Raw genomic sequence first — 14,064 nt, forward strand, 5'->3', positions numbered from 1 at the left:
TCTGTAGTATAACACAATCTGCCGGACAAAGCACAGCATTCCCGTGTGAAAATTGACTGTGCCCCCTTGTTTTGGGGCATACTTCAGCCGGAAAGGAGCGTGTTTCTCCATGCGCAAACTGTGCACCTGCCTGTTCTACGGGCTGTGCGTATTCACCATCGTGTTCAGCCTGTTCTGGATGGCCCTGCCCAAGCTCAGCCTTCCGGTGCCCGACCCCGGCAGCGAAGCACCGCCTTCCTCCGCAGCAGACCTTGCCGCACAGGCCATGCCGGAGCTTGCTGCCCAGAGCTACCGCCTGTGCGACAAAGGCGGGCGCGTGGCCGTTTACCGCTGCGGCACCAATGGCCAGCCGGATGTGCTTGTCACCGTCACCGGCATCTACACCAATCTTCTGCCGGAGAACGATGCCGTGCGCATCAAGCGCGGTGTGACCGTGTACAGCGAACGGGAACTGGACCTGCTGCTGGAAGATCTGGGCGGTTGAGTGCAGAATGCTCAATTTTTATCTACTTTTACTGATTATTTTTATTGACATCCCGATGTAAAAATTATATAATGATAATAGAAGTAAAGTTTTTAACCGCCTGCAGCGATCATAAAAGGAAGTGCTTCCTCATGTCAGAACAGATCACCCTCCATTACCAGTGCCGTCTTTGCGGCAAGCAGCTGGACCGCGGTATCCACCTCGGCCCGCCCAGCCCCGGCACCTGCAGCAAAGCCGCCAAGGTGGACGGCTTTCACGGGCCGCACCGCTGGGTCATTGTCTCTTTGCCCAAAAGTGCCTGAGCACTCCATTTCACTGTGATGCAAAAAGGACCTCCGGATGCTTCTCCGGAGGTCCTTTTCTCATTCAGGTTCAGGCTTCCATTTCTTCCAGCGGAACAAGGTAGGCCTTGCGGCACTCCTCGTATTCCAGCATGTAGTCCTTGGTGGGGTTGTGGTGCATGATGCTCTTGAGGGTGTGGGAGTCGTAGTCCTCGCCGGCATCCATGCCGATCAGGCGGGCAGCAACGTTGGAGCAGTGATCCGAGATACGCTCTGCATTGTTCAGCACATCCAGGAACACGACACCCGTATCAATGGAGCACACGCCGTCCTTCAGGCGCAGGATGTGCTGGTCGCGCAGGCGCTCCGCCATCACATCGATCACCTCTTCCAGCGGTTCCACCTGAGCCGCCAGACGCATATCGCTGTTTTCAAAGGCATCGTTGGTCAGGTTCAGGATGCGGTTCAGCGCATTCTCCAGCAGCTGCAGCTCCTTGGTGGCGTTTTCACTGAAGGACGCTTCCTTTTCCTGCAATTCTTCTGCCTTTTCCATAATGTTCACCGCATAGTCGCCGATGCGCTCGAACTCGGTAACAAAATTCAGCAGTTCGGTCACAGTGTGGCTCTCATCGTCGCCCAGCTCCTGATCGGTCATCTTGATCAGATAGTTGGAGATTGCCACCTCCATGCGGTCGATCAGGTTTTCACGCACCCGGATGGCGCTGACGGTATCCTCGTCCATCTTCAGCAGCAGCGGTGCAGCCAGATTCACATTGCGGGCAGCACGGCGGGACATCTTGATCACAGCGCTCTTAGCCTGCTGCAGGGCCACAGCCGGGCTTTTGAACAGGCGCTCGTCCAGCACCGGCATGCTCAGCTCCTGTGCTTCCTCGGCGCTGTCCGGCACAGTGAGCAGTGCCAGCTTGGACAGCACACCGCTGCACGGCAGGAACAGCAGCATGGCGCACACGCTGGAAAGGGTGTGGATGTTTGCAATGGTGCTCTTGTTCATCACGTCGTTCCACATGGGGATGCCAACGGTGAACTGCACCGCATACACCAGTGCCAGCAGGATCACGCTGCCAATGATGTTGAAGTACAGATGGATCAGTGCAGCGCGCTTGCCGTCCTTGGAGGAGCCGCCAATGGTGAGCAGCGGCGTAAAGGCCGTGCCGATGTGTGCGCCCAGAATAATGGGGATGGCAGAGCTGAAGGTGACCAGACCCGTGCTGGACAGTGCCTGCAGGATACCCACCGATGCCGAGGAGGACTGGATGATCACCGTGACCACCACGCCCACCAGAATGCCCAGAACGGGATTCGTCATGGTAACGAACAGATTCTGGAACACGGCGCTCTCACGCAGAGGAGCCACACCGGTGTCCATCAGGCTCATGCCGGTAAACAGGATGCCGAAGCCCAGCATGATCTGGCCGATGTTCTTCCTTTTAGCGCTGCGCAGGAACACATAAAAAATGCAGCCGATAAACGCCACCACGGGCGCAAAGGTCTTGGGCTGGATCAGTGTCAGCCAGAGACTGTCACCGGAGATATCCGCCATGCGGATCAGCTGGCCGGTAACAGTGGTACCAATGTTTGCACCCATAATGACGCCTACCGACTGCGTAAGGGTCATGATGCCGGAGTTTACCAGACCGACACAAATAACGACCGTGCCGGCCGAGGACTGGATGACACCCGTGATGAGGGTGCCAAAAATAACGCCCTTGAGCGTTGAGGAGGTCAGCTTTTGCAGCACGCCCTGCATTTTGCCGCCGGCCAGTTTTTCCAGACCAGCGCCCATAATGGACATGCCGTACAGAAACAGCGCAATTCCACCCAACAGAGAGGTAATGTGTGTGATATCCATAACGATACTCCTAAAAATGATCTTCCTTTTGATCCTTGTACATCTGCCCTGCCCGCACACCGGGCCTGCTTGATCCGGCAGATGCTGCGGCCTGCCGCTCTGCTGCGCAGAACGGCGCACAATGACCGCGCTTGGATCTATTATATCATTTTTTATCCTGTCACAACAAGGTTTATTTTACAAGAAAATCACTTTTTCTACACATTTTTCCGTCTCTTAATGAATTCGTGCTCTTTCCTTTTCAATTATTTTACATCAATTTTACATTTGCACCGAAGTCCCTGTCTGTTTGCGGGCGCTTACTCTGCCAGTTCTTCCATTGCTTCCCGCACCGTATCGGCCGAAAACAGGAACACTCCGCTGCCGGTGTATACTTCCACATGGCTTCCAACATAACGCAGTTCAAAATCTTTCATCCGTGTTCCCTCCTGTATCTCGTTTTTTGCAGCTTTTCAGAACGTTTTTGTTCCATGGCTGTATTATCGCACACAGCAGGTACTATAAATCGGATTTTCAACGCATTTTGCAGACAAAAAGCCGCCCGGCTTCAGATGCGGAACCGGGCGGCTGGCCACCTATTTATATCGTTCAATGCACAGCGGCATATTCCGGGATGCGCTGCTCATGGGCCTGCTGCTCTGTGCGGGCCTTCTCATAGCAGTAACGGATGATCGCCTGCCTGCGCACGATGCCAATGAAGATGCCGCGGTCATCCACAACCGGCACAAAGTTCTGGTTCATGGCCGCTTCGATCAGCTGATCCATGCTGGTGGTCACGGTGACAGCCTTGTAGTCGCGCTTGTGCGGGAAGGCCGAAATGGGGACATCCTCAGCCGCTTCCAGATCCAGACCATGGAACTTTTTCAGCCCCCAGAGAATGTCTCCCTCGGTCAGGGTGCCCACATATTTTCCCTGCCGGTTGAGCACCGGAATGGACGCGTAGCGGTTATTCTCCCACTTTTCCAGCGTCTGCCGAAGGGTGAAATCGTCGTAAACATACATCAGATCCTGCTTGGGTGAAAGGAAAAACAGAATATTCATGACAACAGCTCCTAAACATTGTTCCACGCGCCGTGCGCAAAAAATAACGCAGTTCATCCGCACAAGCGGGACCCTGCGCCGCAGTCCCTATCCTTGTTTCTATTTTAGCACTTTTTAATAGTCGGATAAAGAGTTATCACCCACCTTTTATATTTTTTTAACAGATTGTTTGCTTTCTTTCGTCATACTTTCGGTTTTGATAAAAAGCAACCAGCGTCCGTTATGCTATCACCTTCCCGGTGCGAAGCCGCCCGAACCATGCTGTCAATGCAGAAACCTGCGCAAAAAGTTGATATACCAGCATTTTGCGCTGTACAAGCGCGCCCCAAAGTTGTATAATAATGTGGGTGTTTCTCGGCGCAGTATGTGTATCTGTCCGCCGCTGCGCCCCAGACCTTGAATGTGTTTTATGAAAATAACATAAAGGAGCAGAGCGACTATGATCACTTCCCGTTTCCCTCTGGGGGATGTCAGCTTTACGTCCGGGTATTTTGCTACTCTGGTAGGTGAAGCAGCCAAACAGTGTTACGGTGTTGCCGCAATGGCACCCCGTGATATGACCGATGCCGTCAGAAGCATGGTGCACGGTTCTGATTACCCGGAAAAGGGTGTCCGTGTCACGCAGGAGGATGGTCGTCTGGTGATCGAACTGCACATTGCAGTGAGCTATGGCTTGAACATTTCTACCGCCGCACGCAGCATCTCTCACCGCGTCAAGGACGAGGTGGAGCAGGCTACCGGCCTGAAGGTTGCCCGCGTTGTGGTTTCGGTAGACGATGTGATCGCCTGATTTTTGTTGGTTCATCCGAATGCGCCGGGCTTTTCCGGCAAGTACAAGGAGTAAAAAAGAATGATTTCTGGTAAGATTTTGCGTGACGCCATTATCTCTGGCGCCAACAACATCAACAATCAGCGCTCCCGCGTGGACGAGCTGAACGTTTTCCCTGTTCCTGATGGCGACACTGGCACCAACATGGGCATGACCGTGGGTGCTTCTGTGCGCGAGCTGGAAGCATTGGACGACAGCTGCACCGTGGGTGAGGCTTCCAAGACCGCTGCTTCCGCCATGCTGCGCGGTGCACGCGGCAACTCCGGTGTTATCACCAGCCTGCTGTTCCGCGGCTTCTCCAAGGCGCTGGAAGGCAAGAAGGAAGCCACCGCTGCCGACATTGTCGAGGCTTTGAAGAAGGGTGTCGAGGGCGCTTATAAGGCCGTTATGAAGCCCACCGAGGGCACCATCCTCACGGTTGCACGCATTGCCTCTGAGGAAGCTGCTGCCTGCGGTGCCGAGGATGTGCCCGCTCTGTGGGATGTGGTGATGACCGCCGGCCAGAAGGCTCTGGAGGACACCCCCAACCTGCTGCCTGTTCTGAAGAAGGCCGGCGTTGTGGATGCCGGCGGTCAGGGCATCATGATTATCTTTGAGGGCATGGGCAAGGTGTTCCATGGCGAAGGCATCGTGGCAGGCGGCGAGGCTGCTCCCAATAAGGCAAAGCTCTCCACCGAGAACGCCGGCAAGGGCGTGTTCACCGACGACCTGATGAAGGTGGAGGACATCAAGAACGGCTACTGCACCCAGTTCCTGATCAACAAGTATGAGGGTGCAAGCGCCGCAAAGATGCGTGCCTTTGCAGAATCCAACGGCGACAGTGTGGTGTGCATCGAGGATGACGATGTAATCAACCTGCATGTGCACACCGCTGATCCCGGCAAGATCCTGAGCGAAGCCATCAAGTATGGCTACCTGACCAACTTCAAGATCGAGAACATGCACGAGCAGTTCCTAGCCCGCCAGAAGCAGGGCAAGAGCCTGGAAAAGCAGGCTTCTGCTGAGAAGGCCCCTTCTCAGTCCAGCGAGTTCGTCTACGCTGCTGTGGACCCCAGCCGTGACTATGGCTTTGTTGCCGTTGCCGCCGGTGAAGGCCTGAAGGCCGTGTTCACCGATCTGGCTGCAGACGCAGTGGTCTCCGGTGGTCAGACCATGAACCCAGCCACCGAGGATATCCTCGCCGCCATCCAGAGCGTGCCCGCAAAGACCGTGTTCGTGCTGCCCAACAACAAAAACATCATCATGGCTGCTGAGCAGGCCCAGAAGCTGGCCGACCGTCAGGTGGTCGTTCTGCCCACCCGCACCGTGCCCATGGGCATTACCGCCATGCTGAACTTTGATCCCTCCGTGAACGCCGAGACCAACACCATCAACATGATGGCTGCTGCCGACAAGGTGTCCACCGGTCTGATCACCTATGCTGCCCGCGACAGTGAGTACGACGGCAAGCGCATCAGGAAGGGTGAGATCATGGCTCTGGAGAACGGCAAGATCGTTTCCACCTCCAACGATATCACCAAAGCTACCTACCGTCTGGCACGCGGCATGTGCAAGAAGGATTCCAGCTTCGTCACCATCATTTCCGGCTGCGACGTGAGCGATGAGGATGCCGAGAAAGTGACCGAGATCGTAAAGGCAAAGTGCCCGAACCACGTTGAGGTCAGCCACATCCGCGGCGGCCAGCCCGTTTACTATTATATGATCAGCGTGGAGTAAACACTCCCCCGTTCTGCTGAATTTTTAAGCACCTGCGATTTTTGCCGCGGGTGCTTTTTAAAGCAAAAGTGCCTGCACAGCTAAAGCCGTGCAGGCACTTTTGCTTTAAGGATTCTCAGAAGAAGCTCACCTGACTGCTCTCCGGCAGGTCGCCCAGAGCGCCCACCTGACGCAAACGGTCCAGAATGCTGCTGCCGACACCGGAAGCCTGCTGCAACTCTTCCACCGAGATATATTCTTCGCCGTGGATGGTCACCTTTTCCAGTGCATCGGCGGCAGCACCGCCAAGACCCTTCAGCGAAGAGAAAGGCAGACGTACCTTGCCGTCCTCCACCACATACTTGGAGCCGCGGCTCTTGCCCAGCTCAATGGGCAAAAACTCGTAGCCGCGCACCAGCATCTCGTTGACGAGCTGCAGGCTGACCAGCACATCCTCGTCCTTGGCGTTCTTCTCTTCCTTCAGGCGGCGCTTGACTTCTTCCATGTGGGCGCGGGCCACTGCCGCACCGCCCACAGCGGCTTCGTAGTCGATGTCGTCGCCGCGTACGGTAAAGTATACCGCATAGAACTCCGGCGGACGGTAGATCTTGAACCACATCAGACGAATGGCCGACATCAGGTAGGCCACAGCATGGGCCTTGGGGAACATATACTTGATCTTGCGGCAGCTCTCGATGTACCAGTCCGGCACCTCGTGCTCCCGCATGGCTTCCTCCCAGCCATCCTTGAAGCCGCCCTTGGCCACCTTGCCCTTACGCACGGCCTCCATGATATCAAAGGCCATCTTGGGTTCCAGACCCTTGCGCAGCAGGTACAGCATGATGCTGTCACGGCAGCCAATGACCTCCGCAATGGTGCAGGTGCCGCTGCGGATCAGCTCGTCCGCGTTGCCGGTCCACACATCAGTGCCGTGGGACAGGCCCGAGATCTGGATCAGCTCGGAGAAGTTCTTGGGCCGTGCCTCCACCAGCATACCGCGCACGAAGTTGGTGCCCATTTCCGGGATGCCGAAGGTTCCGGTCTGGCTGTCGATCTGCTCCGGGGTCACGCCCAGCGCTTCGGGGCTGGTCAGCAGGCTGTACACCTTGGGGTCGTTCATGGGGATACTGTCAATGGGGATACCGGTGTACTCCTCAAAATACTTGTAGAAGGTGGGCATATCGTGGCCCAGTTCGTCCAGCTTGAGCAGGGTATCGTGCAGGTACTTGAACTCGAAGTGGGTGGTCAACAGGCCGCCTGCCACATCATCCGCCGGGTGCTGGATGGGACAGAAATCGTAGATCTCGTAGGTGTCCGGCACAACGACCATGCCGCCGGGGTGCTGACCCGTGGTGCGCTTGACGCCGGTGCAGCCCAGAGTCAGGCGGTTCTCCTCCGCATGGTTCACCGTGCGGCCGCGCTCATCCAGATATTTTTTGACATAGCCGTAGGCGGTCTTGTCCTGAATACCGGACACGGTGCCCGCCTTGAACACGTTGGCTTTGCCGAACAGCTCCTCGGTATAGCGGTGCACATTGGACTGATATTCGCCGGAAAAGTTCAGGTCGATATCCGGCTCTTTATCGCCGTAGAAGCCGAGGAAGGTCTCGAAGGGAATATCGTGGCCGTCCACCAGCATCCGGGTGCCGCAGTTGGGGCAGTTTTTATCCGGCAGGTCAAAGCCGTCGTCCACGCTGCCGTCGGTGATGAACTCGCTGTGCTTGCACTTGGGGCAGCGATAGTGGGGCGGCAGGCTGTTCACCTCCGAGATGCCGGAGAAGTGGGCCACGGCCGATGAGCCGACCGAACCACGGCTGCCCACCTGATAGCCGCCCGCGTTGGAATAGGCCACCAGTTTGACCGCAATGACGTACAGCACGGCGTAGCCATGGCCGCAGATGGAGTCCAGCTCCTTCTGCAGCCGCTTTTCCACAATTTCGGGCAGCGGGTCACCGTAATCGCGCTTGGCGTGTTCCCACGTAGCATCGCGCAATTGCTGCTCTGCACCCTCGATGCTGGGCGGGTAGGTGCCGCGCGGGATGGCACGAACATTGTTGTCGATCATCGCCGCGATCCTGCGGGGGTTCTTCACCACTACCTCGTAGGCTTTTTCCTTGGGCAGATAGTAGAACTGCGCCAGCATATCCTGCGTGGTGCGGAAGAACAGCGGCGGCTGGTTGTCGGCATCTTTAAAGCCGTTGCCCGCCTGCAGCACAGCGCGGTAAGCCGCATCCTCCGGCTCGGTAAAGTGCACGTCACCGGTGGCAATGACCGGCTTGTGCAGGTCCTCGCCCAGCTTGATGACCGTGCGGTTGAAGTTTTTGATGTCCTCTTCGCTGTCCACCTTGCCGTCCCGCACCATGTAGGCGTTGTTGCCCAGCGGCTGGATCTCAAGAATATCGTAGTAGGACGCGATCTTTTTCAGTTCTTCATAGCTGGTGCCATCCACGATGGCCCGGTACAGCTCGCCGGCTTCGCAGGCGGAAGTGAGCAGCAGGCCGTCCCGGTATTTGTTCAAAAGGCTCCGGGGCACCCGGGGCTTTTTGAAAAAGTAGTTCACATGGGCTTCGCTGACGATCTTGTACAGATTTTTCAGGCCCATCTGGTTCTTGACCAGAATGATGAGGTGGTAATACTTCTTTTTCAGCACCTCGCGGTTGCCGCCAAGGCCGGTGTTGATCTCACTGACCTTTGCTACCTGCTTTTCTTTCAGGTCGTTCAGCATGACCCCGAAGATGCGGCCCAGCGCGGCAGAATCCTCACAGGCACGGTGGGCCTCGTAGGCAGGCAGCTCCAGATGCTTGTTGATGGTGCCCTGCTTGTAGTTGTGCAGGCCGGGGTACATGGCCTGCGCCATGGTCAGGGTGTCGATATAGGTCGGCTCCAGCTTGATGCCGCTGCGCTTGGCGGCGGCGCGCAGGAAACGCATATCAAAGGCGTGGACGTTGTGGCCCACAAGGATGCGGTCTCCCGCAAATTTGAGGAAGGCTTCCAGTGCTTCCTTTTCGCCGGGAGCATCCGCCACCATTTCGTTGGTGATGCCGGTCAGCTCGGTGATCTTGGGGGTGATGGGCTTGCCGGGCTTGACAAAGGTATCAAATTCCTCCACCACTTCGCCGTTTTTCACGATGACGGCACCGATCTCGGTCATATACTCCACGCCGGGGTCAAGGCCGGTGGTCTCGGTATCAAACACGCAGAACTCCCCGTCCAGCGGCTGATCCTTCACACCGTATACACAGGGGATCATGTCGTCCACAAAGTAGGCTTCACAGCCGTAGATCAGCTTGAAGTCCGGGTCTGATTTATGGATATCGTCCGCTGCCAGCATGGCTTCCGGGTAACCCTGACACACACCGTGGTCAGTGATGGCAACGGCCGGATGTCCCATGCGGTGGGCCAGCTTGACGATGCCGCCGGGGTCACAGAAGCCGTCCATGCTGGAAAGCTTGGTGTGCAGATGCAGCTCTACACGCTTGACCGGTGCGGTATCCTCCCGCTTTTTGCGCTCCACGATGAGCACATCGTAGGGGTAGACGATATAATCGTGTTCGTACTTGTCGTAGGAGCAGTCGCCGCGCACGATGAGGGTGGTGCCTTTGCCAAGGCTCTCCCACTTGGAGCAGTCCTCACCTTCCTGCGCGCGGATCTTCAGGTTGATGGAGCCCTGATAATCGGTGATGGATACGGTATAAATTTTGCGGAAGTTGCCCTTGACCTCCGAGAAGAACACATCGCCCCAGATCGTGCACTTGCCGCCCTCGCCGCCAAGGTCTTTCAGCGGGGTGAGGTTCTTGGGGGTGAACATCTTGCCGTGGAAAATGGTGACGGGCTTATCGGTCAGGTCCAGACCGTCCACCTTGATGGACGGTGCTGTGTTCTTTTTCTCAAACTTGACCACCGGTGGCGCGATCTTGCGCTCCAGCTTTTCTTCCATCTGGTGCTGCTCGGCTTCGCTTACAGCGCTTTGCAGCGTTACCTGCGGCGTTACCCCGGTGTGGGCCGCAATGCGCTCTGCCAGCAGCTTTTCAAAGTGCATCTCCTGCAAAAACTTGGTGCCATGGCATACGCCGATGGTGATCTTCTGTCCGATGATGTTGATCTTGCACCGGTCCAGAAAGCCGTTGATGGGCACGCCGTCCCGCTTCATCTCTTCCATCAGATCGCGCAGGGCCGCTTCGTCCAGCATGGCATAGCCAAACAGGTTCTGGATGCGCAGCTCAAAGCCCTCATAATCCGGCTGCAGGGATGCCAGCAGCCGGGCACAGAGATTTTTGTCCAGCGGCGCACCGCTGCGCAGGGTAAAGATGACCTGCCGCTCCTGCCGCAGCATCTGCGCATGCTCCACAATGACCTGCCCGAAGCAGGCCGCAAATGCCGGGTCCACCATGAACTGCGGCCACAGGTTGGATACGAGTGGTGTCACAAATGGTACTCCTTTTTATACAGCACAAACTGCCGCACCCGTTTTTGCAGGTGTGGCAGCTGTGAAAAAAGCCAAATTACAGTTTATAGATCTCATCCATGAACTGATCCAGGATGTTGTCTCCGGTCAGCTTTTTGATGGGCTTGCCGTGGATGAACAGCACCGCCTCGCCCTTGCCGCCGGCAATGCCGATGTCTGCTTCGCGGGCTTCACCGGGGCCGTTGACCACGCAGCCCATCACGGCCACCTTGATGGATTTTTTGCAGCCCTGCAGCCGCTTTTCCACCTCATTGGCGATCTCGGTGCAGGGATACTGGGTGCGGCCGCAGGTGGGGCAGGTGATGACCTCCGGGCCTGCTACCGGGAAGCCCACGGCGCGCAGGATGTTGTAGCCCGCTTCCACTTCCTTTTCCGGCTCTGCGGCCAGCGAGACGCGGATGGTATCGCCAATGCCTTCCAGCAGCATTCCGCCGATGCCCATGCCGCTTTTCAGCAGACCCATCTGGTAGGTACCCGCCTCGGTAACACCCACATGGAGCGGGTAATCCGTGACAGCGCTGAGCTGGCGGTAGGCCTCCATCATGCGGGGCACATTGGAGTTCTTGATGGAAATGACGATGTTGTTGAAATCGAATTTTTCCAGCAGGCGCACATGGTACAGTGCACTCTCCACCATGGCCTCTGGCGTGGGTGCGCCGTATTTTGCAAGGATGTGCTTTTCCAGACTGCCGCCATTCACGCCGATGCGGATGGGAATGTTCTTGCGCTGACAGGCATCCACCACAGCCTTCACCCGGTCATCGTCGCCGATGTTGCCGGGGTTGATGCGGATCTTATCCACGCCTACATCTGCGCAGGCCAGAGCCGCCTTATAGTCAAAATGGATGTCTGCCACAATGGGGATATTCACCGCATTCTTGACGGCTTCGATGCACTTTGCATCCGCCGGGCTGGGGCAGGTCACGCGCAGGATCTGACAGCCAGCAGCTTCGCACCGCTTTGCCTGCGCCACATTGCCCTCAATATCCTCCACCGGCACGTTGAGCATCGTCTGCACCGCAACAGGATTCTTGCCGCCGATGGTCACATTGCCGATTTTTACTTCCCGTTTTAACTGCCGCATAAAGTTCCCCTTTCTGTTTTTGCTCACATTGCACCGGTCACAAGCCGGATGATATCATTATAGGTTGCAAAGAGCATCAGGCCAAACAGCAGTGCAAAGGCCGCAATGGTCAGTGTACCCTGCAGCTTTTCCGGCACTGCATGGCCGGTAACGCCCTCAATGATCAAAAATACCACCTTGCCGCCATCCAGTGCCGGGAAGGGCAGCAGATTGAACACGCCCAGATTGATGGTGATGAGGGCCAGCAGCTCCAGCAGATCCTGCCAGCCGTAGCTTGCCGCCTGACCGATTGCTGTCACGATACCCACCGGGCCGGACAGATTGTTGATGCTCTCACGTCCGCGCACAAGGTCTGCCAGCGAGATAAACGCGATGCGTCCGTAGTACAGGGTGCTGTTCCATGCTTCTTTTAACACATTGAGCGGTGTTTTTTTGATGCCGTACACCGTAAAGCCAAGGGTCATATGGGTCTGGCCGTTCTCGTCCTGCCAGGTGTCGAACTGCACGTCCGGCAGTTCCACCTTCTGGCCGTCCCGCTTCACGGTGAACCGGGCGCGATAGGCTTCGGTGCGCACCAGCTCATAAAGGATGTCGTTGGCCACAAAGCAGCGCCTGCCGTTCACGGCAACGATCTCGTCCCCCGCCTGCAGGCCGGTCTGGCCGCAGAGGGCATCGTTCTCAATGGAATAGATGGTCTTGCTGGTGATGGCTCCTTCCTGTGCTGCCACAAGAATGACCAGCACCACAAAGCCCAGCACGAAATTCATGAAGGCACCTGCCACCATCACAAGCACACGCTGCCATACCGGTGCCTCGTTCAAAGGGATGCCGGTGCGCTGCTCCGGCGGGACAGGGTTTTCTTCCTCTGCTTCCCGTTCGTCGCGGGCCGCTTCGGCCTGCTGGCTCTCGGGGCTTTCCTCGCCCTCCAGCGCCACATAGCCGCCTACCGGCAATGCACGCAGGCTGTACTGGGTGCCCTTGTAAATTTTCTTCCACAAAGCCGGCCCCATGCCGATGGAAAACTCGTTGACCTGAATGCCGCAGAGCTTTGCCACGGTAAAGTGCCCGAATTCATGAATGGCGATCACAGCGCTGAACACGATCAGTGCGGCGATCAGGGTGATAAAAATTGACATTGCGTCTCCTAAAGATCAAAGATGTGCGCGCACGAACTCTCGTGCCATGCGGTCGCACTCGTACACATCGCTGAGGGTATACTCGCCGCCAAAGCTGTCGCTGTCCACGACTGCTTCCACCAGACGGCCAATATCGAGGAAGCCAATTTTGTCCTCAAGGAAGAGCTTGACAGCTTCCTCATTGGCACCGTTGGCGGCACATGGGCCGAGACCGCCCTTTTTGATGGCCTTTTTGCAGGCGGCAAGGCAGCGGAAGGTCTCGTCGTCTGCCACATCGAAGGTGAGCACCTTGAGTGCGGCAAAGTCCAGCTCTGGCACAACGCCGGGTACGCGCTTTGGGTAGGTGAGCGCATACTGGATGGGAATGCGCATATCCGGCACACCCAGCTGAGCAATGACCGAATTATCGCTGAACTGCACCGCCGAATGCACGATGCTCTGGCGCTGCACCACGATCTGGATCTTCTCCGGCGGCAGGCCGAACAGCCACACTGCCTCGATCAGCTCCAGACCCTTGTTCATCAGGGTGGCAGAGTCAATGGTGATCTTTGCGCCCATGTTCCAGTTGGGGTGCTTGAGGGCATCCGCCTTGGTCTTACCGCGCAGCTCCTCGGTCTTCATCCCGAAGAAGGGGCCGCCGGATGCCGTGAGCAGGATCTTGGTCAGGCTGGGGGCACTCTCCTTATCCTGTAGGCACTGGAAGATGGCCGAATGTTCACTGTCCACCGGCAGCAGCTTTACACCATGCTTTGCCACGGCCTGTGTGACCAGATGGCCGCCGGTGACAAGGCTCTCCTTGTTGGCAAGGGCCAGATCATGCCCGCTTTCGATCGCGCACAGGCTGGCACCAAGGCCTGCAATGCCCACCACGCTGTTCAGCACCACATCGGTGCCGTCCAGTGCGGCCAGCTGCTTGAGCCCTTCCGGCCCTACCAGCAGCCGGGGCGCATCTGCACGACCGGAAAGCTCCGCATCCAGCCTGCGGGCCGCATCCGGGTCGGTCATGCAGACATAGCGCGGATGAAACTCTTCGATCTGCTGCAGGATCTTGTCTACATGGCTGTGGGCAGAAAGGCCGAACACCTCATAGCCCTGTGCACGGATCACATCCAGACTCTGGGTGCCGATGGAACCGGTAGAACCCAGCAGAGTGATTTTTTTCGACATCACACGTTCCCC

The 14,064-nt window shown here is 57.0% G+C and carries 10 protein-coding genes; 4 read left to right on the forward strand and 6 right to left on the reverse strand.

All coding sequences use genetic code 11. From position 1 onward, the window contains the following. The first annotated feature begins 109 nt into the window (after nucleotides 1-109). The gene (locus PXT33_RS09575) at nucleotides 110-484 is read left to right on the forward strand and encodes a hypothetical protein (RefSeq protein WP_097775368.1); all 375 of its coding nucleotides are present in this window, start codon (nucleotides 110-112) and stop codon (nucleotides 482-484) included. Nucleotides 485-615: 131 nt separating this feature from the next. After that, nucleotides 616-786, forward strand: coding sequence for a hypothetical protein (locus PXT33_RS09580; RefSeq protein ID WP_154255643.1), 171 nt, complete (start codon nucleotides 616-618; stop codon nucleotides 784-786). A 70-nt stretch (nucleotides 787-856) separates the two neighbouring features. On the opposite strand, the gene PXT33_RS09585 is transcribed toward PXT33_RS09580, so the two are convergent. Then, entirely contained in the window at nucleotides 857-2,635 is a 1,779-nt protein-coding gene (locus tag PXT33_RS09585) for a Na/Pi cotransporter family protein (RefSeq protein ID WP_097775367.1), read from the reverse strand. 588 nt (nucleotides 2,636-3,223) lie between these two features. Further along, nucleotides 3,224-3,676 (reverse strand): CBS domain-containing protein, encoded by a 453-nt coding sequence (locus PXT33_RS09590; protein WP_097775366.1) that lies wholly within the window; start codon nucleotides 3,674-3,676, stop codon nucleotides 3,224-3,226. Nucleotides 3,677-4,115: 439 nt separating this feature from the next. Here PXT33_RS09590 and PXT33_RS09595 point away from each other — a divergent pair, with 439 nt between their 5' ends. Next, complete coding sequence (locus PXT33_RS09595; protein WP_005945874.1) at nucleotides 4,116-4,466, forward strand: Asp23/Gls24 family envelope stress response protein; 351 nt, start codon at nucleotides 4,116-4,118, stop codon at nucleotides 4,464-4,466. Between the two features lie 60 nt (nucleotides 4,467-4,526). Next, nucleotides 4,527-6,221 (forward strand): DAK2 domain-containing protein, encoded by a 1,695-nt coding sequence (locus tag PXT33_RS09600; protein ID WP_207698984.1) that lies wholly within the window; start codon nucleotides 4,527-4,529, stop codon nucleotides 6,219-6,221. Nucleotides 6,222-6,336: 115 nt separating this feature from the next. Here PXT33_RS09600 and PXT33_RS09605 read toward each other — a convergent pair whose 3' ends face one another. The 4 genes from PXT33_RS09605 to dxr all read right to left on the reverse strand — a co-directional run bounded on the left by PXT33_RS09605 (nucleotide 6,337) and on the right by dxr (nucleotide 14,052). Continuing rightward, complete coding sequence (locus tag PXT33_RS09605) at nucleotides 6,337-10,590, reverse strand: PolC-type DNA polymerase III (RefSeq protein WP_120080294.1); 4,254 nt, start codon at nucleotides 10,588-10,590, stop codon at nucleotides 6,337-6,339. Between the two features lie 112 nt (nucleotides 10,591-10,702). Beyond that, the gene (gene ispG / locus PXT33_RS09610) at nucleotides 10,703-11,749 is read right to left on the reverse strand and encodes a flavodoxin-dependent (E)-4-hydroxy-3-methylbut-2-enyl-diphosphate synthase (RefSeq protein WP_097781698.1); all 1,047 of its coding nucleotides are present in this window, start codon (nucleotides 11,747-11,749) and stop codon (nucleotides 10,703-10,705) included. Between the two features lie 23 nt (nucleotides 11,750-11,772). Next, nucleotides 11,773-12,885: a site-2 protease family protein gene (locus PXT33_RS09615; RefSeq protein ID WP_332376425.1), complete on the reverse strand. Its 1,113-nt coding sequence runs from the start codon at nucleotides 12,883-12,885 to the stop codon at nucleotides 11,773-11,775. A gap of 15 nt (nucleotides 12,886-12,900) precedes the next feature. Then, nucleotides 12,901-14,052 (reverse strand): 1-deoxy-D-xylulose-5-phosphate reductoisomerase, encoded by a 1,152-nt coding sequence (dxr, locus tag PXT33_RS09620; RefSeq protein ID WP_005945869.1) that lies wholly within the window; start codon nucleotides 14,050-14,052, stop codon nucleotides 12,901-12,903. Between the last annotated feature and the right edge of the window lie 12 nt (nucleotides 14,053-14,064).

The organism is Faecalibacterium taiwanense, assembly GCF_036632915.2.
GTDB classification, from domain to species: Bacteria; Bacillota; Clostridia; order Oscillospirales; family Ruminococcaceae; genus Faecalibacterium; species Faecalibacterium taiwanense.